Below are 20753 nucleotides of genomic sequence, written 5' to 3' on the forward strand. Positions count from 1 at the left end.
TTGAAAAGCATTATCAAGGTCAAATTCAGAAATCTTTTAGGAGGTTTACATTTACATGAGTAAAACAGTTCAGTTTGACTACAGCAAGGCTCTAACTTTCATTGGCAAGCATGAAATCGATTATTTGACAGAGTCCGTTCGCCTCGCGCACGAGCAATTACATAACGGAACGGGAACAGGATCAGATTACTTGGGCTGGATCGACCTTCCAACCAACTACGATAAAGAAGAGTTCGCTCGCATTCAAAAGGCTGCTGAGAAGATCAAATCGGATTCCGAGGTTCTCATCGTTATCGGCATCGGCGGATCTTATCTCGGTGCACGTGCGGCTATTGAAGCGCTATCGCACTCGTTCTATAATATTTTGCCAAAAGAACAACGTAAAACACCGCAAGTTTTGTTTGCCGGCAATAACATCAGTTCAACTTACGTGACTCACCTTCTTCAATTGGTGGAGGGCCGCGATTGGTCGATTAATGTAATCTCGAAATCAGGCACGACTACAGAACCTGCGATCGCGTTCCGCGTATTCCGTGCAGCGCTTGAGAAACAATACGGCAAAGAAGAAGCGCGTAAACGCATTTACGCAACGACAGATAGCGAGAAGGGTGCACTCAAGAAGCTATCTTCCGAGGAAGGTTATGAATCGTTTATTATTCCTGACGATGTTGGCGGACGTTACTCCGTGCTTACAGCGGTAGGTTTGTTGCCAATTGCTGCTGCAGGAATTGATATCGAATCCATTATGCAAGGCGCAGCAGACGCATCCAAAGAATACAGCAACCCTAATCTTGCTGAGAACGAAGCTTACCAATACGCAGCAGCTCGCAACGCGCTGTACCGCAAAGGTAAAGCAACGGAAATCCTCGTGAACTATGAGCCTTCCCTACATTTCGTTTCGGAGTGGTGGAAACAGCTATTTGGCGAAAGCGAAGGCAAAGACTTTAAAGGTATTTTCCCGGCAGCTGTAGATTTCTCGACAGACTTACACTCGATGGGACAATTTATCCAAGAGGGTAACCGGAATATTTTTGAAACGGTCATTCAAGTACAAGAAGTGGCTGAGCACATCTCCATCGAACACGATGCAGCAGATCTTGACGGTCTGAACTTCTTGACTGGCAAAACGATGGACTTCGTTAACAAAAAAGCTTTTGAAGGAACACTTCTTGCTCATACAGATGGACAAGTTCCGAACTTTATCGTCAACATTAAAGACATGACGCCTTACACATTCGGATACCTTGTTTATTTCTTCGAAAAAGCATGCGGAATCAGCGGCTACTTGATGGGTGTTAATCCATTTGACCAACCGGGTGTTGAAGCATATAAAAAGAACATGTTCGCTTTGCTCGGCAAACCGGGCTTCGAGAAAGAAAAAGCCGAGCTGGAAGCAAGGCTGTAATCAACCGGCTTGAACGGTATACGGGAGTCATAGCCTATGCTTGAGAAGTATAGAACGGTCAGGCGGCAGGCTAGCGCAGAGATCGTAATTAAAAAGTCCCGTTTCATTGGGTACGCGAAGCCAGTGGAATCCGAAGAGGAAGCTATTTCGTTCATCAATGAGATCAAGCAGCTGCATAAGCAGGCGACTCATAACTGCTCGGCTTATATGGTGGGTGAGCGAGACCAGTTCCAAAAGGCATCGGATGACGGTGAGCCAAGCGGTACAGCGGGCAAACCGATTCTCGAGGTCATCAAGCATAAGGGTCTTAAAAATGTCGCCGTCGTCGTGACGCGATATTTTGGGGGTATTATGCTCGGAGCAGGCGGACTCGTTAGAGCTTACACGGATGGTGCGGTTGCTGGCATCGAGGCAGCCGATGAAATCGTCAATGTGCTTCATCGCGAAGTATTTGTTGATGTGGACTACACATGGTATGGCAAGCTGGAAAATGTACTGCATACGAAGGGAACACGCGTAGGCGGAACGGATTTCACAGATCGCGTCATCGTGCGCTGCTTGCCGGAAGAGCCTGAAGCAGATGCTTTTATTGCTTGGGTAACCGATCTGACACAAGGACAAGCTATCCTCTCAGAAGGTGAAAATGTCTATTATATTGAAGGTGAATAATAAGAAGAGGAGTATCGGCTTAGGCTGATACTCCTCTTTTTTGTATAGGGGGATATCTACATAATGAATACGCATAAGAAAAAGCTATTAAAGCGATAAGAATTTCCAAATTTATTATTGACTTAATCCCAGTTTGGATGCTACATTATCAATACCTAGTATTTTAATAGGAATTATGTTCTTAGTTGTTTTGTTACACCTACGGCACGAGTCGATGGTCTGGAGGTAAAGTCACAGTGAATGCTTTGTTTCGTGGTAAAGGGTGGAGTTTTGGTTTTCGAAGCACCATAATGCTTTATTTTGTCATCTTAATTGTTTTACCAATCGTTGGCATTTACACGCAATCATTCTCGCTTGGATGGGCCCCTTTCTGGGATAGTATATCCGATCCACTGGCTTGGAAAGCGGTGCTGCTTACGGTGAAATTAGCAGTTATCGCAACGGTTCTCAACATTTTTTTTGGGACGATGATCGGATGGGTGCTTATTCGCTACCGTTTTCCAGGACGTCGCTTGCTCAATAGTCTAGTTGATTTGCCGTTTGCATTACCTACAGCAGTAGGCGGACTCATGATTCTGATCTTGCTTGGACCAAATAGTTTAGTAGGCGGCTTGGCACAGAAGATTGGCATCGAAATCGTATTTCATGAACCGGCAATTGTTGTCGCGATGTTGTTTGTTACGTTTCCTTTTGTCATTCGTGCTATTCAGCCATTGCTTGAGGAGATGGATAAATCGGAGGAAGAAGCAGCATATACGTTAGGCGCTACGCGCGCGAAAACGTTCTTTAGTGTTATTTTTCCTACGATGCTGCCAGGAATTTTAAGTGGTGCGATGCTCGCTTTCTCTCGCGGAATAGCGGAATTTGGCGCAGTCGTGCTCGTTGCAGGCAATATTCCAGGCAAGACATTGATAGCATCCGTATATATTTTCGGAGAAATTGAAAGCAGTAATCCACAGGGAGCTGCCGCTGTATCAGTGCTGCTGCTCACATTGTCCTTCCTCATTTTATGGACGGTCAACCTCATTCAAGGCAGGAGGGGTGACCTATGATGAGAAGATTGTGGATTACATTAACTTATATGATTTTTGGATTGCTGCTCATCGCGCCATTGATCAAAATTTTCACAGGTTCATGGGCAGATGGCTGGAGCGGCTTTATCGAAGGCATTACAAGGCCGCAGTCGCTGCATGCGCTTATGATGACAGGAATTATCGTTGTTGTCGTTACAGCCTTGAATACGGTGTTTGGCATTATGCTTGCGATGTATCTCGTCCGTGCCGAATGGATTGGAAAGCGGATGAAGCGGCTGCTGAACAGCTTAGTCGATTTGCCCTTTGCCGTATCGCCGGTTATAGGCGGTTTGATGATCGTTCTTATTTTGGGACCTAATACCATTATTGGCGCATTGTTCGAGGACGCAGGTTTCAAAATCGTATATGCGCTGCCAGGGATGATATTAGCGACATTGTTCGTCACGTTCCCACTTATGGTACGCGAGGTTATGCCCGTGCTGCAGGAGATTGGAGCACAGCAGGAGGAAGCGGCATCTACGCTTGGCGCATATTCCTGGTACACGTTCTGGAAGGTAACATGGCCATCGATCCGGTGGGGTGTTATCTACGGCGTTGTATTGACTGTAGCACGATCACTTGGTGAATTCGGCGCTGTGCTCGTCGTTTCCGGAAATATTATGAATAAAACACAAACAGCCACAACGCTCGTTTATCAAGATGTTGAAAACTTTAATGTTGTTGCCGCGAATGGCGTGGCTCTAGTTCTTGCGGCATTTTCAGTCGGACTGCTGCTGCTAATGGAATGGGCGAAAAAACGAAAGGAAGTGCATTAAGCCATGCATATTGAAGTACGGAACTTAAATAAAAACTTTGGCGATTTTCATGCAGTGAAGGATGTAAGCTTTGAAATCGAAAAAGGTCATCTGATCGGCTTGCTCGGACCGAGCGGCGGTGGTAAAACGTCCATACTTCGTATGCTAGCGGGGCTTGAGTCTCCTTCCTCAGGTGATATTTTTTTCCACGGCAAACGTGTGAATGACCTGCCGCCGCAGGAACGCGGCATTGGCTTCGTGTTCCAAAACTATGCCTTGTTCAAGCATATGACCGTGTATGACAACATTGCGTTTGGCTTAAAGGTGAAGAAGCAGTCGAAGGAGCAAATTCGCGAACGAGTGATGTACTTGGTAGAACTTACTGGTCTAAAAGGCTTCGAGCATCGTTACGCCCATCAGCTATCAGGTGGACAACGCCAACGTGTTGCCTTCGCTAGAGCGCTCGCGCCAGAGCCGCAGCTGCTGCTCCTCGATGAGCCATTTGCTGCTATCGATGCGAAGATTCGGACTGAGCTTCGCACATGGCTTAAGGAAATGATTGAGCGTGTCGGAATTACTTCGATTTTTGTTACACATGATCAAGAGGAAGCTATTGAAGTAGCGGATGAGATTATGATTATAAGCAAGGGCAAGCTAGAGCAAAAGGGCAGTCCATGGGACATTTACAAAAATCCAGAGACACCGTTTGTTGCGAGCTTTATTGGCGAATCTACAATCGTAGACAATATCTCGGAGCTCAAAGGTTTTGAGGATGCAGCAAGCCGTCCTGGCACAAAAGCACTTATAAGACCTGAATACATTGAGATTGGCAAACCGGGCGAAATCAAGCTGGCTTCCGCAACGCTTGCCGGTAAAGTGAAGCATTTGCATTTCCGCGGCAGCGAGTGGATGGTTGAACTGCTTGTTGGCGATACGAAGCTGATTACGTACCGTTCGCTTGAGAAAGAAGTGCTGCACCCTGGCGATCAGGTAAGGGTACTCGTGCATCGTGCTTATTTGTTCAATGACAACGAAAGCTGGATTGCGGAAAATAAATTGAAGGTCGACCCAATGCCTATTCATATTTAACCAATATGCTATGAAGAAAGAGTTGTATGCGAATATGAAAATCAATCTGGTAACAAGTCAGCGCATGTTCGTGCTGCTGCTTGCTGCGGTTATGCTGCTCGTATCGGCTGGCTGCGGTAAAGATGAGCAGACGAGCGGCAATGCGACTGGGTCTACCGTACAGGACGGCGATGTTACACTTGTAATCGGTGCGTATTCGGTGGTGAAGGACGCTTTCGCGGATTTGCTGCCTGCATTCCAAAAATATTGGCTGCAGGAGACGGGGCAGAAGGTAGTATTTCAGGAATCGTATGAGGCTTCAGGAACGCAGGCTCGATCGATAGCTGGAGGTTTTGAAGCCGACGTCGCAGTGCTTGCTATGGAAGGCGACCTCGACAAAATAGCCAGTGCCGGTTTCATTACACATGACTGGAAGGCGCAGAACAATAACGGCATGATCACGAACTCCATTGTTGTATTAGGGACCCGTACCGGCAATCCACTCGGCATTAAGGATTGGGATGATTTAACACGCGAGAGCGTGAAGGTGCTGTATCCGAATCCAAAAACATCGGGTGGTGCGCAGTGGGACATTAACGCCATATATGGCGCTGGCCTTAAGCAGTCTGAAGAGAAGACCGGTACGAAGGATGCCGAATATGCCAAACGTTTTCTAAAAGCAGTCCATGCCAATGTGGAGTCGCTTGATAAGAGCGGACGCGCATCGATGGCGGCTTTCGAATATGGCGTTGGCGATGTCATCGTTACTTACGAGAACGAGCTGCTCGCTCGAATTAAGAAGGGCGTCAATTATGACATCGTCGTTCCAAAAAGCACGATTTTGATCGAGAATCCAGCAGCTATCGTGGATAAAAATGCGGATAAGCATGGCGTCCGCAAGGTAGCCGAAGCCTTTATTGCCTATTTGCAAACGGAGCAAGCGCAGCGTCTCTTCGTCGAGCATGGATTCCGCTCAGTAGACAAGAAGGTAGCTGCGGACACCAAAGATCGTTATGTTGTGCCGGATGATCTGTTTGACGTTTCCTATTTAGGCGGCTGGTCCGAGGTTAGAGAAAACCTTTATTCCAAAAAAGGTGTCTGGTATCAAGTGCTCGCTGATCTTTAATATGATGCGTGAGCAACAATTAGTAAACCTCTGTTCCCAATGCCTCTCGTTTTTACGAGAGGCATTGGGAACAGAGGTTTTTTTGTGTCTATAGGCAGTTATTGAGTCTAACGTACTAAAAATGTAATCCTACTGCGAATATTGTAGAACCGAGAGAAGCAAGTGCAAGGGGGAGAAATGATGAGAAGGAATCAAACATTGAAAAAGAGAAAGAGTAGGATAAAATATTTTGTGATCATAGGTGCAGCTTTGCTTATCATCGCTGTTCTGGGCGGATGGGGAGCATTTCGTTTGCTGATCGCCAAGCAGGATATTGGGCAGCTTGAGGTGCCATTGCCGGCTGCGACGATTTTGTATGATCAGCAGGGAACGGAAGCAACCCGTATTTCTTTCAATAAAATCGAAGAAATCAACTATGCAGACATACCGAGGCATATGGTGGATGCTGTAGTTGCGGTAGAGGATAGACGTTATTTCGAGCATGAAGGAATGGACATGCGGGCAATCGGCCGGGCTTTTTGGACCAATATGACGTCAGGCGGCACCGTACAGGGCGGAAGTACGATTACACAGCAGCTGGCCAAAAATGTTTTTTTGTCGCATGAGAGAACCTGGTCGCGGAAGTGGGACGAGGTGCTTCTTGCGAAGAAGATTGAGGAAAACTACAGCAAAGAGGATATTATGGAAATGTACCTCAATCAGATCTATTATGGCGAAGGTGCCTGGGGAATTGATAGAGCGGCGAAAACGTATTTTGGCAAGCAGCCAAGTCAGCTTACCGTAGCGGAAGCTGCGCTGCTCGCTGGTCTGATTAAGGCTCCATCTGCATTAACTCCATATAAGCATTTGGATAAAGCGCAAAATCGAAGAAATGTGGTTCTTCAACTTATGAAAGAACAAGCGTTGATAAGTGAGGAAGTTTACAATAAGGCAATTCATGAGCCTGTACAATTATTAAGCTCAAAGCCTAACCGAGTAGATGACATCAACTATCCTTATTATGTGGATCAGATCATCCGCGAGGCTATGACGCAATATGGATTATCGGAAAATGAAGTGCTGCAGGGCGGACTGCGGATCTATACCGCTTTGGATACGAAAATGCAGCAATCGGCGGAAAAGGTTTATGCGAATAAAGCTCTATTCCCGAAAAGTGCCGCAGACCAGCTTATCCAAAGCGGAACTGTTCTGATTGATCCGCGTGACGGCGGGATTCGGGCGATCGTAGGAGGTAGAGGGGAGCAGCCGTTTCGCGGCTTTAATCGAGCAACGCAGCTGAAACGTCAGCCTGGCTCAACGATCAAGCCTGTCGCTGTATACACGCCTGCACTTGAGCTTGGTTATAAGCCTAGCGACAATCTTGTTGATGAACCAATTAACATTAACGGTTACGAGCCTCAGAACGCAGACGGTACCTTTCATGGAAGGGTATCGCTTTATGAAGCGCTGATTAACTCTTACAACATACCTGCTGTGAAACTACTTAACGAAATGGGTATTGATAAAGGAAGGGATGCCGCAGCGCGTTTCGGTATTCCTTTGACAGATGAGGATCGCTCGTTAGGGCTTGCACTCGGCGGTCTTCATGAAGGTGTATCGCCGCTTCAGATGGCCGAAGCCTTTGGTGTATTCGCAAGTGATGGCGTTCGCAACCATGCGCATACGATTACACGCATTGAATCCGCTGACGGCAACGTGCTGGCTGAATTCAAGCAGAGCGAAGGCAGTGTGAAAGTAACAGAGCCTGAAATTGCCCGAACGATGACAGCCATGCTAGAGGGTGTCATCAAAGAAGGTACGGGTACTGCAGCACTGCTCGAGGGTCGCCCTCTTGCTGGAAAGTCCGGAACGACGCAGATGCTCGGCACGACGGGATATGGCGCAAAAGACAATTGGTTTGTCGGCTATACGCCGCAGCTTGTAGGTGCGGTGTGGCTCGGATACGATAAGAGTGACAGCAGCCACTATTTGTCGACGAGCTCGAAGGCTGCTGCTGTCGTATTCCAAGCTATATTCGCAGAAGCATTGAAGGATGAGGCGGTCATACCGTTTCCTAAGGCACCGGATCTTTTGCCTAAGAAGAAGGATAAGGATAAGGATAAAGAGAAAAATAATACATCGAACGAAGATGATTCTGATAAGAAACGTGATAAGAAAAAAGAGAAGGATGACAGGAAGGAGCGGAAAGAGCGAGAAAAGGATAGAAAGAAAGAAAATGATAAAGATAAAGGAAAAGGGCGTGATCATGATAAGGACAATTGAAGGAATGATGATGATGATGACCGTAACTAAAAACGAACGGGATATTAATAAGAGGTAGATTATTCAGGAAAAAATGCAATTGTCGGATAAGCGTTGTATAATGAATAAGCTATTAACTATTTTTTTTATTGTTAATTAATTTTCGATTGAAAAAGGAGAGAATTATCCTATGACAACAATGAATGTTTTTGTTTCGAACTGGTTAAACCATCGTAAAGTTTTGCTTGCTTTGCTAGATACTGTACAAAATGAGCATATCCAATATAAGCCTTGGGAAAAAGCAATGTCGTTGTCCACACTTGTATTACATATCAATGGAGCAATGGATATGTTCGCACAAACGGTGAAAAACGGCGTATTCACTCCTCCTTCAACAGCTAAACAAGTTGAAACGATTGAAGAGCTGAAAACGATCGTAGCAGCGGATACCGCTTCAACAAAAGCATTGCTTGAATCTCTTTCGGATGAGCAGTTGGATAAAGAGATCGATTTCCATGGCATGATTATGCCCGGAATCGTTTTGCTCGAAAATGCCAAGGATCATGAAATTCATCACAAAGGTCAATTGTTTATCTATTTGCGCTTGCTTGGAATCGAAACATTGCCGTTTTTCGTAAGCCGATAAAAGGCAGCGTATTATAAAAAAGGAGGAGTTTATACATAAGGCCTTTGGTCTGATGAAACAACTCCTTCTTTTTTTGGTCTCATCATACTTAGATGCTCCTATCAATTTATAGAATTGGAATGAAGCGACTATGATTAAAATAAATAGCTTAGCATTGAAAACTGCGTTTCAAGCATTTATAGCGCAGGAGGTCTATATTCACAGTGAAGCAACCTCCTTCGTCTTTGTCCGAAATTTCAAAGTCAGCCTTACTGAAGCTCATATAGCTGGTGAGGGACCGTACCGGATAGCTCTCCGGTTTGATGAGCTTGGTTGGCTGCGTACAGAAGCACTTACCCATTATGAAGTAACGGTAGATGTGAAGCTTTTACTGGCGGGTTATGATGATAAAGGCAGGATGAACGTTGCTCTGCAACTCGGAAAGGAGCCGTTTCCGGAATGAGTGAAAAAGCTGTTAAAAGGCTATTAGCTGTATTTGCGCATCCTGATGATGAGTCTTTTATTTGCGGTGGAACGCTGGCAAAGTATGCAAGCATGGGTGTTGAAATAACTCTCGTAAGTGCAACACGTGGCGAAATGGGACGCCGAATGGGTAACCCACCCTATGTAAATCGAGAAACTATGCCGGAGATCCGGGAAAAAGAGCTGCGGAACGCTTGCGAGGCACTTCGCATTCAGAATCTTATTTTTTTTGATATCCGTGACAAAATGGTTGAGTTTTACGATTCGGAGAGCCTCATTGAAAAAATAGGCGTACTAATGAACGAGATTCAACCGGATGTTGTACTCACTTTCCATGAAACTTTAGGCGGGCACCCTGATCACTGTGCTATCGGTAAGGCTACAACTACGGCTTTCCACCTTACAAAGCAGCCCGGTGCTCTTTATTTCATCAGTTTCGGCGATATGATGGATGCCCCGGAACGATTTGGTTACACGAAGCAGGACATTGTCAAAATCGATGTGCGTCATCAGTTAGAGGCTAAGCTAGCTGCATTTCGTGCGCATCGCTGTCAAACCGAAATAGACGAGTGGGTATGGGAAGCGGATAGTGCGGCGTTGGCGCGGTTTGGCAAGTATGAGTATTTTATAACAGGGCACCGAACATCATTTCCAATAACTGTGGATGATTTGTTTTAAAAACCTTCTTTTTTTAGAAGGTTAACGATGGATTACAATGGTTTTTTCGCGCTTTCTTATGTCTCATGAAATTAATTATTTCAAATTTCCTGTTTCTACATACGTAACAGGCAGCCATCCAGCAGCTTAATCTGCTGGATGGCTGCCTGTTTTTTATTTTGCTTAAAACATCGGAAATACATAACGGACCAGAAAGTAAAGAGCCCCGAAGAAGATGATAATGTAGGCAGCATATTTGATGAATGTTGACGCCACTAAGCTTGAATCTGATTTTTTCTCCACATGTCTTTCTTCAATTTCTAAATTTTGTTGCCTTGTAGTCATTTGAATCACTCCTTCAGTGATTTGGTTATTATTGAATACCCTGCCGGGCAGAAGATGAATCAATGATGTTTAGAAAAGGGTACATTTCTCGATATTTTTCGATCATTTCTTGGGAAATAGTCGAAATAGGTAAATGGTAACCTAATCAATTTGTACCATTGAATCTGTGATGAGGAAGATGGATAATGGCGGAATTGGCATTGCTTTTATTTTACAATGAGAAAAAAAGTTTGTTTTAACCCGTTTTATTACGAAAGAGGTTCTCATTTCCGGAGTTCTGAATATCTTAGTAAACGAAGCCCTATTGTTGCAAGTACACCTTTATTTTGCAAAACAATAGAATAGGGCAGCAGGAGGCATATAATTTGAACGAAGCACGGAAGCCATTACGGCTAAGCATGGAGAAGAGTCATAGCAGCAGAGACAGTCTATATGAAATTGAACAGACGATAGCGGAGTTGGAAATTTATTTGGAGACAAACTCGGATGATGAAATCGCTTTGGTACAATATCAGCAGTTTTTGAATAAACGTGAGGATTTCACGTTTTTTTTGGCGGAGGCATACGAGAAATCATCTCAATCTGTCATGCAGGCTTAATCAAATAGAGCAAGGATGTCAACAACATGGACATGCATTGTTCAGTACAGTTGCTTGATCACAGCTAGGCGAGGAAGAGAATTTTAGCGAAAAAAAGAAAAGAAATATTGTATGATGCCAGGGAGCAGGCGACTGTCCTTGGCATTTTTTTATTTTGATTAGCGTATGATGTGACGAATGTTCAGAGGGATTATCTATTATGAAAAATACTAATTGAAAATGATTTTCATTCGCTGTATAATGAGAAACGGTATCAAATGAATGATATCAATTATCATTATCATACAGGGGGAAGTAAAGTGAAATTGACAGATTGGAAGATAGGAATTATGACTTTATTATTGGCAACTACGGTTGCATGCGGTAACAATACGAGTACATCGGAGAAGGGTACTGAGAATACAGCAACAGAGCAGCCAAGTCCAACTGCTAGCGATAGTCCGGTAACCGAGGCTAAAATAGAAGTAGACGAGACTAAAGCAGCGGAATTGATTGCACAGTTCAACAATCAGGTTCCGGCAACTACCGTGACGATATCGGTAGCGATAACAGAGCTTCTGCATGAGCTGGGGATAGAGCCAGCAGGTGTACCGACGACTAAGAGCAAATTGCCAGAGGCTTTTGACAGCTTGCCGCGCATTGGTTCCTCACATCAGCCGGATTTGGAGCAAATTGCGAAGCTTACGCCAAGTGTGATCCTTGGACCGAGCTCAATCAAGGATAGTCTTGATAAATCTTTTAAACCCGCAAATTTACCAACTGCTTATCTGCCAGCTGATTCCTTGGAGGAGTTGAAGCTTAGTACAGTTGTACTGGGCCGTGTGTATGGCAAAGAGGATAAAGCAAACGAGGTTTTGCTGAAGCTGATCGAACAAGAGAATACTGCAATTAAGCTTGCAGAAGGCAAAGATGCACCAAGCGTTATGCTGTTATTTGGATCTGCTGAATCATTAATGTTTATGAACGAGGACACTTTCGTAGGCAGCTTGGCGAAAAAACTCGGCGCAACCAATGTTTTATCTGACGTGTTGAAAATGAAAGAAACATACATACCACTTGATATGGAAAGTATCGTTACTGCTAATCCTGATGTGATCCTGCTGGTTGCTCACGGAGATCCTTCCGCTGTAACGAAGAAGCTTGAAGAAGATGTGAAGAAAAACGGTGCATGGGAGAAGCTGGACGCTTTCAAAAATGGCAAACTGATCGCACTTGATTATAATCTATATGGCATCGCTTCATTGGTGAATGCGCCAAAAGCTTATCAAGATTTGGCTAGCATTTTGTACAACTGATGAGGGGGAGCTTAGAGGTGACGGATAACAAAAAGACGAGAACAACGACGCTTCTAGCTCTCTCGTTTGTGCTCCTTATAGTGGCTGTTTTAGTTTCTGTTGCTTTGGGCAGCGCGAAGTTTGACCTAGTCTCTACCTTGCGAGCCATTATGGGGAATGGGAACGAAGCCTCAAACTCAGTACTCTGGGACATTCGTATACCAAGAGTGTTTCTAGCGCTAATTATCGGTGCGAATTTGGCGGCATCTGGCGCGCTGCTTCAAGCCGTTATGCTGAATCCGCTGGCGGACCCAGGATTAACGGGTGTGTCATCTGGAGCGGCGGTTACAGTATTATTCATTATGCTGGTGGTACCCAGCTACTCTTCGATGATTCCGTTAGCTGCTATCATTGGCGGCGGCATTGCAGCGGGAATGGTGTACGCATGGGCGTGGAACAAGCAAACGGGATTCACACCGGTTCGCATCATACTTTCTGGTGTAGCTGTAAATGCAGTATTTGGCGGAGTGATCGGCTTGCTCTCCATCAAGTACAGTGATAAGTTACCAGGCGCTTTGCAATGGATGAACGGAAGCTTATCTGGTAAAGGAATGGGCGATGTGCTAGTTATATTGCCTTATTCTATCGCTGGATGGATTGCGGCTCTACTGTGCATACGTCAAGCAAATATTTTACGCCTTGGCGAGCAGGTAGCACATAACTTAGGGCAAAATCTTAGTCGAATTCGATTTATGCTGTCGTTTGTGGCTGTATTTCTAGCTGCGGTCTCCGTGTCGACGGTTGGGCTCGTGGGATTCATCGGCTTAATCGTACCACACATGGCTCGCCTGCTGATTGGCACAGATTATCGTCATACGATGCCGCTTAGCTTAATACTTGGAGCGTTAGTTCTATTAGTCGCAGATACGATCGGACGGACCGCATTCGGTGCTGTAGGGGTGCCTGCGGGTATTGTTATGGCATTGGCGGGAGGGCCTTACTTTCTCTATTTGATGCGCAAGGGAGGGGTATAATTGTTAAAGGTTCAATCGTTGTATATTCGTTATGCGGATCGTACGATTGTGAGCGACTTTTCACTTGATGTGAATGAGGGAGAGGTCGTATCGATTATCGGCCCTAACGGCTCCGGCAAGTCTACTATTCTCAAAGCGGTCTCCAGAATGATTCCTTGTGAGAGCGGACGTGTATGCATAGCCGATCAGGAGCTGCGCGCTCTAAGTACAAAGCAAGTGTCACGAATGTTGTGTATGCTATGTCAGAAGAACGTCAGTCCGTCAGACATGACGGTGGAGGAACTGGTCGGTTATGGCCGTATTCCCCATAAAAAATGGTATGAGCGACTTGATGCCGAAGATTATAAGGTAGTACATTGGGCGCTTGAACAGACAGGTATGATGGATTTTAAAGACAGACTTATCGTATCCCTCTCTGGAGGAGAAGCACAAAAGGCATGGCTTGCAATGGCGCTCGCCCAAAGGCCTAAGGTGCTTCTACTCGATGAGCCAACCACCTATTTGGACATCGCACATCAGCTGGAAGTGCTTGAGCTGGTGCGGAGACTTAATCGTGAATTGAAGCTGACGGTTATCATGGTGCTGCATGATTTGAATCATGCAAGCGCTTATAGCGATAGGGTTTGTGTGATTAAGAATGGTGATAAACATGTATTTGGCAAGCCGCAGGATGTATTCACGATGGAGCTGATTCGGAACGTCTATGGCGTAGAAACGGAGATTCAGCATATGCCCGAAAACGCTAGCCCACGAATTCACGTATTGAAGAAAATTTAATGAGAAAAGCGGGGATGACGAATGAAGGCAATGGATATTGAAATGATTAAGGTAAATTATTTGAACTTTACGGAAAGCTTGAAATCGGTCGTGCTGGGTACAATCGACGATGAGGGAAAACCTTTCGTCTCCTATGCTCCCTTTGTTAAGTACAACGGTAAGCTTTACATCTATATCAGTAGAATCGCTCATCATTTCCGGTACATGGAGGCCAATCCATCAGTGGACGTTATGCTGCTCGAGGACGAGTCACAGACTACGAACTTATTTGCAAGGCAGCGCGCTCGCTTCGTATGCAATGCGGTCAATATTGGCAATGAAGGACATATTGAAGTATTTGAACGGTTTGAGCAAACCTTCGGCAAAAACATGATTGGTATGCTTCGTGGCCTCGATTTCTCGCTGTTTGAGCTGACGGTTTCGGAAGGCCGTTATGTAGCAGGCTTCGGTCAGGCTTACGACATCGACTTGTCAGGAGAGAAGTTTGAGCATGTTGCAAGAGATGGGCACGCACAAGCGAAGAAAGCTTAATAAGAGCAGAGGAGCGGACTTTATTATGACAATTACAACGGTACTGCCTGTTTGGCGTGCTATTCAGGAAAGATTTCATAAAACGGTCAAAGCATTGCCAGAGCAGGATTTGTCACTAAAGCTTGAGGCGTACTCAATAGGTTATATGCTTCGTCACAATGCGGAAGTTGAATATATGTTCGCGGACTGGTTCTTCGGAAGAAGCATGCCGGAAGGACTGGAAATCACGACAAGCAGGGGCGCTGCCGGGAGCAAAGCAACGTATCATAATTTGCAGGAGCTAATCGAGCTGTTGGAATCCTCAAATGACCATCTGATTAAAGCGATGACCGAGCTTCCCGAAGAGAAATGGCATCAAACTGTAGAATGCCCGATAGGCGCTTCCACGCCACTTGAAGCTGTTGGCCGTTTAATGTATCACACCGGTATCCATGCAGGTCAAATCTCTCTTATTCAGAAAATTGCTCCCAAAGTGGAGACAGCCACCTAGATATCGCGACAGAAGTCTCAGAGACCACTCTCTGAGGCTTTTTTTATTATATCGTCCATAAGTTCATTTTAAGAAAAAGGGAATTGATTCATTAGCTCGAATAGGAATGTAGGATAAGCGGGTTGTAGAATGGAAAAGAGAATAAAAAATGGAAGATTGCGCTAGCAACGATAATATGTCTCTTTGCCTTATGTGCAGGATTACTTATAATATATATGAAATGGTGTAAACGGAAATATGGAATCATCAATATATTATATATACCGTTCAAAACAATATTGTAGATTTATCCGGTTAGTCTATTATCGAACGGACATGCTAGATAGATATAATGAAAGGAGACATTAAGATGATTCTAGAGGTTGCTTCCTTGCAGGTGAAAGAGGGACTATCAGAGGAGTTTGAGCGTAATTTCAAAGTGGCGTCAACTATTATTTCAAGTATGAAGGGTTACGTAAGCCATGAATTGCAGAAATGCATGGAAGTGGATCAGAAATATATATTGCTCGTAAGATGGGAAACGCTGGAGGATCATACGATTGGTTTTCGCGGCTCTGAGGAGTATTTGGAATGGAAGAGTCTGCTGCATCACTTCTATGATCCGTTCCCAACCGTGGAGCATTATACGAATGTGGATATTAGCTAGAGTGAATGGTTAGAGCCATCATTGAAAATAGACATAGAGGTGAGAAGCATTCAAGATTTTATACCGTTACATCTTTGCTTCGATGGTGTAGGTCAAGAGGTCGAGATACTGGATGTTGTACAATTAGGTGATGACCTATATCGCATTGAAGAAAATCCTGTTTTTACGGAAAATGTCGCTTTTGGGGACGTAATCCGTGTAAAAGCGTTCAAGGATGTTTCCATGTACATAGAAACGATTGAAAAATCAACGTTCACAAGACATAATTGGCTGTTAAGCAAAGAAGTCATCTATTCATTAGAGCTGAAACTATTAAAAAATAAAATTCGAGAGTGTCAAGGAAAGTCGCAGCAAGTATTTGGCGGTATTTTTATCGTGAATTTACCAGCTCATTCGGAAATTGATATTAACAATGAGGTACAAAAGGTGATCAAAGCAGTTGGAAAATAAATGAAATGCAAAGAGAAGGAGGAAATATAGATGGAACTTGGTTTAAAGGGGAAAATCGCTGTCATTACGGGCGGAAGCAAAGGCATTGGACTGGCTACAGCGCTGTTGCTGGCTGCAGAAGGCGCTGAGATAGCCATTGTTGCACGTGAGGAAGAGTCGCTGCGCAGCGCAGCGGAGCAAATTAAGGAACGGACAGGCAAAGAGGTGTTAGCAATCAGTGCGGATGTATCGCGGCCTGAGGATGTCACTAGAGCGGTTGAGCAGACCATCGAACGTTTTGGCGGGGTCAACATTCTTGTTAATAATGCAGGAACATCAGCAGCAAAGCCTTTCGATCAGGTGGAGACGGACGCATGGACAGCGGATCTTGATTTGAAGCTGCTTGGAGCAGTACATTTTGCGCGTGCGGTGCTGCCGCATATGCGCAAAGCAGGCGGAGGAGCTATCGTCAACGTTACAGCGATTGGCGGGAAAACGCCAGGAGCTTCTTCTCTTCCAACATCTGTTAGCCGTGCGGCGGGTCTTGCGCTCACCAAAGCGATGAGCAAGGATCTGGCAGCTGATCAAATCCGAGTAAATGCGGTTTGCATAGGGCTTATTCGCAGCGCTCAGATCGAGCGGATGTGGCAAGCGAAGGCACCTGAGCTTAGCTGGGATGAATTCGCAGCAGACAAAAGCCATGGCATCCCTTTGGGAAGAATCGGTAATGCGCAGGAAGCAGCGAATGTTATTGGCTTTCTCGTTTCTGAAGCTGCATCCTTCGTAACCGGTACGTCTGTTAATATTGATGGAGGCATTTCAGCGGTGCTTTAATCTTCTATACTTGAATTAGTAACGAAAAAAGCTCCATTCAGTTTACCGTATTGAACGGATCTGTTTGGAGCTATTATAATTAGTTGTTTTTATTTCTTTTGTTGAATCCGTTGGTTGAAGCGGTCAACTCGTCCGCCTTTATCGGTATTGCGTTGTTTGCCCGTATAGAAAGGATGCGAAGCGGAGCTGGTATCTACGCGAATTACTGGGTAGCTGTTGCCGTCTTCCCACTCCATTTTTTCATTGGACGATTTGGTTGAGCCCGTCAAAAACTTGTAGCCACTGCTCACATCAAAAAACAATACTTGATGGTAATTAGGATGGATACCATTTTTCATTTTAATCCCCACCTTTTATTAGTAATAATTACGATCAACTGTTTTTGTATTATAGATGATAAACGTTTTCGGTGTCAAGGAGCTCGCTCAAACGCGTATTAATATATGGTATTTGCTAAATTCGCAAAAGTATACTACCATTAAATTATAATCATTCTAAAAGTAAGCCTTTACATAAAGTGGAATGTTTTCATGTACTGGCTTTTCAATAAAAGGAGGTAGCTCTGCATGTTAAATATCACAGCAGAAACGGATCGAATAAATCGTCATTTGATGGCGAATGGATATAAACTGACAACTCAGCGTGAGATTATATTGCGAGTGCTGCTTGAGAACGATATGGATCACTTAAGCGCAGAAGGTGTCTTCATGCTCGTTAAGCGGAAAAATTCCGAGATCGGTCTAGCCACTGTATATCGGACACTTGAATTGCTTGCAGAGCTTCATGTCGTAGAGAAAATGAACTTCGGCGATGGTGTAGCTCGCTATGACCTTCGTGGTGAAGATCATGAGCATATGCATCATCATCTAATCTGTGAAAAGTGCGGTTCGCTGACAGAAATTAAAGAGGATTGGCTGTTAGAGCTTGAGCAGCGGATTGAACGGGAGTATGGCTTTATCGTTACAGATCATCGGCTTGATTTTACAGGTAACTACCAGTCATGCAGCAAGGGTGAATGCAAACGTACAAATAAAGCTGTATCTTAACTTAATAAACGTTTATGAGAAGGGCTTCTCCACTAAGTTGGAGAGGCTCTTTTTTTGTTTTTCATTCACTTCTTGCAAACCTTGTAATATTCAAAATTTTTCAAAAATGTTTCAAAACATTATTGTATAATAGTAAGAATGCTCTAGCAGATAAACACCTTACACAGAATAGAGGAGATTTAATGGAGCATGTTCATGGAACATATGATAGTTTATTAGTTATTTTCTCATATATTATAGCAGTAATGGCTTCCTATACAGCACTGGATTTAGCAGGAAGAGTGAGCACTTCCAAAGGAGGCGCAAAGCTAGGCTGGCTTATGTTTGGCGCGTCTTCTATGGGGATGGGAATCTGGTCGATGCATTTTGTCGGCATGCTCGCATTAAAGCTTCCTTTCCCCATCCAATATGATTTGGTTATCGTGCTCATTTCGGTAATTGCAGCTATCGGGGCGGCGTTTACTGCACTATATGTTGTTGGTCGAAGCGAGCTCTCGAGATCGCAATTGCTTGCTGGCGGAGTATTGCTTGCTACAGGCATCACTGTTATGCACTATGTTGGCATGTCTGCGATGCTCATACCTATATCCTATAATCCGATCATCGTTATACTCTCTATTCTTATCGCGTTTGTGGCATCCATTGCGGCTCTTTGGCTATCGTTTTATTTCCGTAAGGATAGACAGAAAGGACAATGGTTGAAAAAGCTTGGAAGCGGCGCTATTATGGGGGCTGCGATAGTTGGTATGCATTATACGGGAATGATCGCAGCTAATTTCCATAACAGCAATAAGACGGCTTTGTTTATAGGCGTTATTTTGGATCAAACTTGGCTGGCCTACATCATTGCGCTAGGTATATTTTTTACGCTTGGGCTGTCTTTGTTTGGCATATATATTTCGAAGCGATTTGCCCATAAGGATACAGAGATTGAGCAAAATGAAAAATGGTATAAATCCTTGTACGAGAATAGTCAGGATGGTATCGTTTCTGTTGATTTGCAGTACCGTGTCATCAGTTATAATACAAATGCTTTGAAAATAACGGGTTTCAGCAGCAAGCAGGTTATGCATCAATCGATTTCCACATTGAGTGGGATTATTGTGAATGAGGATCAAGAGCGTGTAAAGCAGATGTTTCAAAGATCCTTTGAGGGAGAGACATTGAATCACGAAACCTCCATCATCCGTGCTGATGGGATGAGAATTGAGCTGAGTGTTGCTAATGTGCCTGTTGTAGTGGATGGTGAAGTGGTAGGCAGCTATATTATTTTTAAAGATATAACCGCTGAGAAACGGGCGCAGCAGAAAATCAATCATTTAGCCTTTCATGATGAATTGACAGGTTTGCCAAATCGTCGCAAGTTTAATCAAGCGATTGCTGAGACCATTGAACAGAGCAGCACAAGCGATTCGAGATTTGCGGTCATGGTGCTCGATATCGACCGTTTTAAAATAATTAATGATTCGCTCGGGCATATGGTCGGCGATCAGTTTTTGCAGGAAGTTAGCGGACGCATTCAACAAGCTGTAGCAGGGCATGATGTTATGCTTGCTCGCATAGGCGGAGATGAGTTTACGCTGCTATGCCGTGATTACGTGTCGCAAGAAACGATTCAGCGGTTGGCAGAGCAGATTATCAGGTGCATCCAAGCACCGTATCGATTAAAGGACAGTGATTTTTATGTGTCCGCGAGTATTGGGATTGCGCTGTTTCCAAGTCATGGGCAGGATGCTGTGCAGCTGCTCAAAAATGCCGATACAGCTATGTATGAGGTGAAGAAAAAAGGTAAAAACGATTATCAGTTTTTTACTAGCGAGCTTGACCGAGTATTGCAGGAAAAAATCGAGTTAGAGGGCGATCTTCGAAAAGCGATCGAACGAGGCGAATTGCTGCTCCATTATCAGCCGCAAATCCGAACAGAGGATCATGCTATGATTGGTATGGAGGCGCTTGTACGCTGGGAGCATCCGACCAGAGGATTATTAAATCCGGGAGTCTTTATACCGCTTGCAGAGGAGACCGGTCTCATTTATGAACTGGGAACATGGGTGCTGCGCGAAGCCTGTAAACAAATGCGGTTGTGGCATGTAGAGGGAGGCCCTCTCATCCCTATATCGGTAAACTTATCTTCTCAGCAATTCCATCAGCCTAAACTTGCGGATTATATAATGGCTATATTGCAGGAGACAGGTTTGGAGCCACAATATTTAGAGCTGGAAATAACAGAAAGCATGATGATGGACGCTGCATTGTCTAGCAGTATTTTAAACCAACTAAACGAATATGGGATTCGCATTAGCTTAGATGATTTTGGGACAGGCTATAGCTCACTTAGCTATTTAAAAATGTTCCCTATTCAAAAAGTTAAGATCGATCGTTCCTTCATCCGTGATATTACGAATAACAGCGATGATAGAGCTATTGTGTCAACCATCATTGCAATGGCTGCGCATTTGAACATGGAAGTTATTGCGGAGGGAATTGAAACGAAGGATCAGTTGGATATTTTAACCGACAATTCGTGCAGAAAGATTCAAGGCTATTATTTCAGCAAGCCGTTGACCGCAAGTGCTGTGGAAGAACGGTTTTTTGTGCCAGCGCGGTAAGCAATCTTTTTAAAAAAGAAGCTGTTTCTAAAAGGTG

23 protein-coding genes are annotated in these 20753 nt (G+C 44.5%); 21 read left to right on the plus strand and 2 right to left on the minus strand.

Going from position 1 to position 20753, the window contains the following annotated elements; translation table 11 throughout:
- Positions 1-55 precede the first annotated feature (55 nt).
- The 10 genes from AC787_RS28265 to AC787_RS28310 all read left to right on the plus strand — a co-directional run bounded on the left by AC787_RS28265 (position 56) and on the right by AC787_RS28310 (position 10123).
- Positions 56-1405 (plus strand): glucose-6-phosphate isomerase, encoded by a 1350-nt coding sequence (locus AC787_RS28265; protein WP_054028310.1) that lies wholly within the window; start codon positions 56-58, stop codon positions 1403-1405.
- Between the two features lie 36 nt (positions 1406-1441).
- Positions 1442-2074, plus strand: a complete 633-nt coding sequence (locus tag AC787_RS28270; RefSeq protein ID WP_054028311.1) for a YigZ family protein — start codon at positions 1442-1444, stop codon at positions 2072-2074.
- 290 nt (positions 2075-2364) lie between these two features.
- Positions 2365-3126, plus strand: coding sequence for a sulfate ABC transporter permease subunit CysT (cysT, locus tag AC787_RS28275; RefSeq protein WP_054028629.1), 762 nt, complete (start codon positions 2365-2367; stop codon positions 3124-3126).
- The gene (locus tag AC787_RS28280) at positions 3126-3923 is read left to right on the plus strand and encodes a sulfate ABC transporter permease (protein WP_054028630.1); all 798 of its coding nucleotides are present in this window, start codon (positions 3126-3128) and stop codon (positions 3921-3923) included. Before cysT ends, AC787_RS28280 begins: the two co-directional genes overlap by 1 nt.
- A 3-nt stretch (positions 3924-3926) precedes the next feature.
- Positions 3927-4991: a sulfate/molybdate ABC transporter ATP-binding protein gene (locus AC787_RS28285; RefSeq protein WP_054028312.1), complete on the plus strand. Its 1065-nt coding sequence runs from the start codon at positions 3927-3929 to the stop codon at positions 4989-4991.
- Between the two features lie 34 nt (positions 4992-5025).
- Entirely contained in the window at positions 5026-6096 is a 1071-nt protein-coding gene (locus tag AC787_RS28290; protein WP_054028313.1) for a sulfate ABC transporter substrate-binding protein, read from the plus strand.
- Positions 6097-6273: 177 nt separating this feature from the next.
- Positions 6274-8358: a transglycosylase domain-containing protein gene (locus AC787_RS28295; protein ID WP_235561149.1), complete on the plus strand. Its 2085-nt coding sequence runs from the start codon at positions 6274-6276 to the stop codon at positions 8356-8358.
- Between the two features lie 169 nt (positions 8359-8527).
- Positions 8528-8983, plus strand: coding sequence for a DinB family protein (locus tag AC787_RS28300; protein WP_054028315.1), 456 nt, complete (start codon positions 8528-8530; stop codon positions 8981-8983).
- Positions 8984-9113: 130 nt separating this feature from the next.
- Positions 9114-9425, plus strand: a complete 312-nt coding sequence (locus AC787_RS28305; RefSeq protein WP_054028316.1) for a DUF1806 family protein — start codon at positions 9114-9116, stop codon at positions 9423-9425.
- Positions 9422-10123 carry a PIG-L family deacetylase gene (locus AC787_RS28310; protein ID WP_054028317.1) on the plus strand — a complete coding sequence of 234 codons (702 nt, stop codon included), beginning with the start codon at positions 9422-9424 and terminating at the stop codon, positions 10121-10123. The genes AC787_RS28305 and AC787_RS28310 overlap by 4 nt, the downstream gene beginning before the upstream one ends.
- Positions 10124-10285: 162 nt before the next feature.
- Here AC787_RS28310 and AC787_RS34540 read toward each other — a convergent pair whose 3' ends face one another.
- The gene (locus AC787_RS34540) at positions 10286-10447 is read right to left on the minus strand and encodes a hypothetical protein (RefSeq protein WP_162839334.1); all 162 of its coding nucleotides are present in this window, start codon (positions 10445-10447) and stop codon (positions 10286-10288) included.
- A 365-nt stretch (positions 10448-10812) separates the two neighbouring features.
- Between AC787_RS34540 and AC787_RS28315 the strand changes: the two genes are divergently transcribed.
- The 9 genes from AC787_RS28315 to AC787_RS28355 all read left to right on the plus strand — a co-directional run bounded on the left by AC787_RS28315 (position 10813) and on the right by AC787_RS28355 (position 17061).
- Complete coding sequence (locus tag AC787_RS28315; protein WP_054028318.1) at positions 10813-11046, plus strand: hypothetical protein; 234 nt, start codon at positions 10813-10815, stop codon at positions 11044-11046.
- Positions 11047-11345: 299 nt separating this feature from the next.
- Positions 11346-12341, plus strand: a complete 996-nt coding sequence (locus AC787_RS28320; protein ID WP_054028319.1) for an ABC transporter substrate-binding protein — start codon at positions 11346-11348, stop codon at positions 12339-12341.
- Between the two features lie 17 nt (positions 12342-12358).
- Positions 12359-13354 carry a FecCD family ABC transporter permease gene (locus AC787_RS28325; RefSeq protein WP_082361227.1) on the plus strand — a complete coding sequence of 332 codons (996 nt, stop codon included), beginning with the start codon at positions 12359-12361 and terminating at the stop codon, positions 13352-13354.
- The gene (locus tag AC787_RS28330) at positions 13355-14131 is read left to right on the plus strand and encodes an ABC transporter ATP-binding protein (protein ID WP_054028321.1); all 777 of its coding nucleotides are present in this window, start codon (positions 13355-13357) and stop codon (positions 14129-14131) included.
- Positions 14132-14152: 21 nt separating this feature from the next.
- Complete coding sequence (locus tag AC787_RS28335; RefSeq protein WP_054028322.1) at positions 14153-14662, plus strand: HugZ family protein; 510 nt, start codon at positions 14153-14155, stop codon at positions 14660-14662.
- Positions 14622-15152 (plus strand): DinB family protein, encoded by a 531-nt coding sequence (locus AC787_RS28340; RefSeq protein ID WP_235561150.1) that lies wholly within the window; start codon positions 14622-14624, stop codon positions 15150-15152. Before AC787_RS28335 ends, AC787_RS28340 begins: the two co-directional genes overlap by 41 nt.
- A gap of 349 nt (positions 15153-15501) precedes the next feature.
- Positions 15502-15798: an antibiotic biosynthesis monooxygenase family protein gene (locus AC787_RS28345; RefSeq protein ID WP_054028323.1), complete on the plus strand. Its 297-nt coding sequence runs from the start codon at positions 15502-15504 to the stop codon at positions 15796-15798.
- A gap of 21 nt (positions 15799-15819) precedes the next feature.
- The gene (locus AC787_RS28350) at positions 15820-16248 is read left to right on the plus strand and encodes a DUF4265 domain-containing protein (RefSeq protein WP_054028324.1); all 429 of its coding nucleotides are present in this window, start codon (positions 15820-15822) and stop codon (positions 16246-16248) included.
- Positions 16249-16278: 30 nt separating this feature from the next.
- A complete protein-coding gene (locus tag AC787_RS28355) occupies positions 16279-17061 on the plus strand; it encodes an SDR family NAD(P)-dependent oxidoreductase (RefSeq protein ID WP_054028325.1) in 783 nt (260 codons plus the stop codon).
- An 89-nt stretch (positions 17062-17150) separates the two neighbouring features.
- On the opposite strand, the gene AC787_RS28360 is transcribed toward AC787_RS28355, so the two are convergent.
- Positions 17151-17399, minus strand: coding sequence for a type B 50S ribosomal protein L31 (locus tag AC787_RS28360; RefSeq protein WP_054028326.1), 249 nt, complete (start codon positions 17397-17399; stop codon positions 17151-17153).
- A 228-nt stretch (positions 17400-17627) separates the two neighbouring features.
- On the opposite strand from AC787_RS28360, the gene AC787_RS28365 reads away from it, so the two are divergent.
- Together AC787_RS28365 and AC787_RS28370 are read left to right on the plus strand one after the other, a co-directional pair.
- Positions 17628-18107 (plus strand): Fur family transcriptional regulator, encoded by a 480-nt coding sequence (locus tag AC787_RS28365; RefSeq protein WP_054028327.1) that lies wholly within the window; start codon positions 17628-17630, stop codon positions 18105-18107.
- Positions 18108-18289: 182 nt separating this feature from the next.
- Entirely contained in the window at positions 18290-20716 is a 2427-nt protein-coding gene (locus AC787_RS28370; RefSeq protein WP_054028328.1) for an EAL domain-containing protein, read from the plus strand.
- The last annotated feature ends 37 nt before the right edge of the window (positions 20717-20753 follow it).

It is taken from the genome of Bacillus sp. FJAT-28004 (assembly GCF_001280845.1).
Taxonomy (GTDB): Bacteria; Bacillota; Bacilli; order Paenibacillales; family Paenibacillaceae; genus Pristimantibacillus.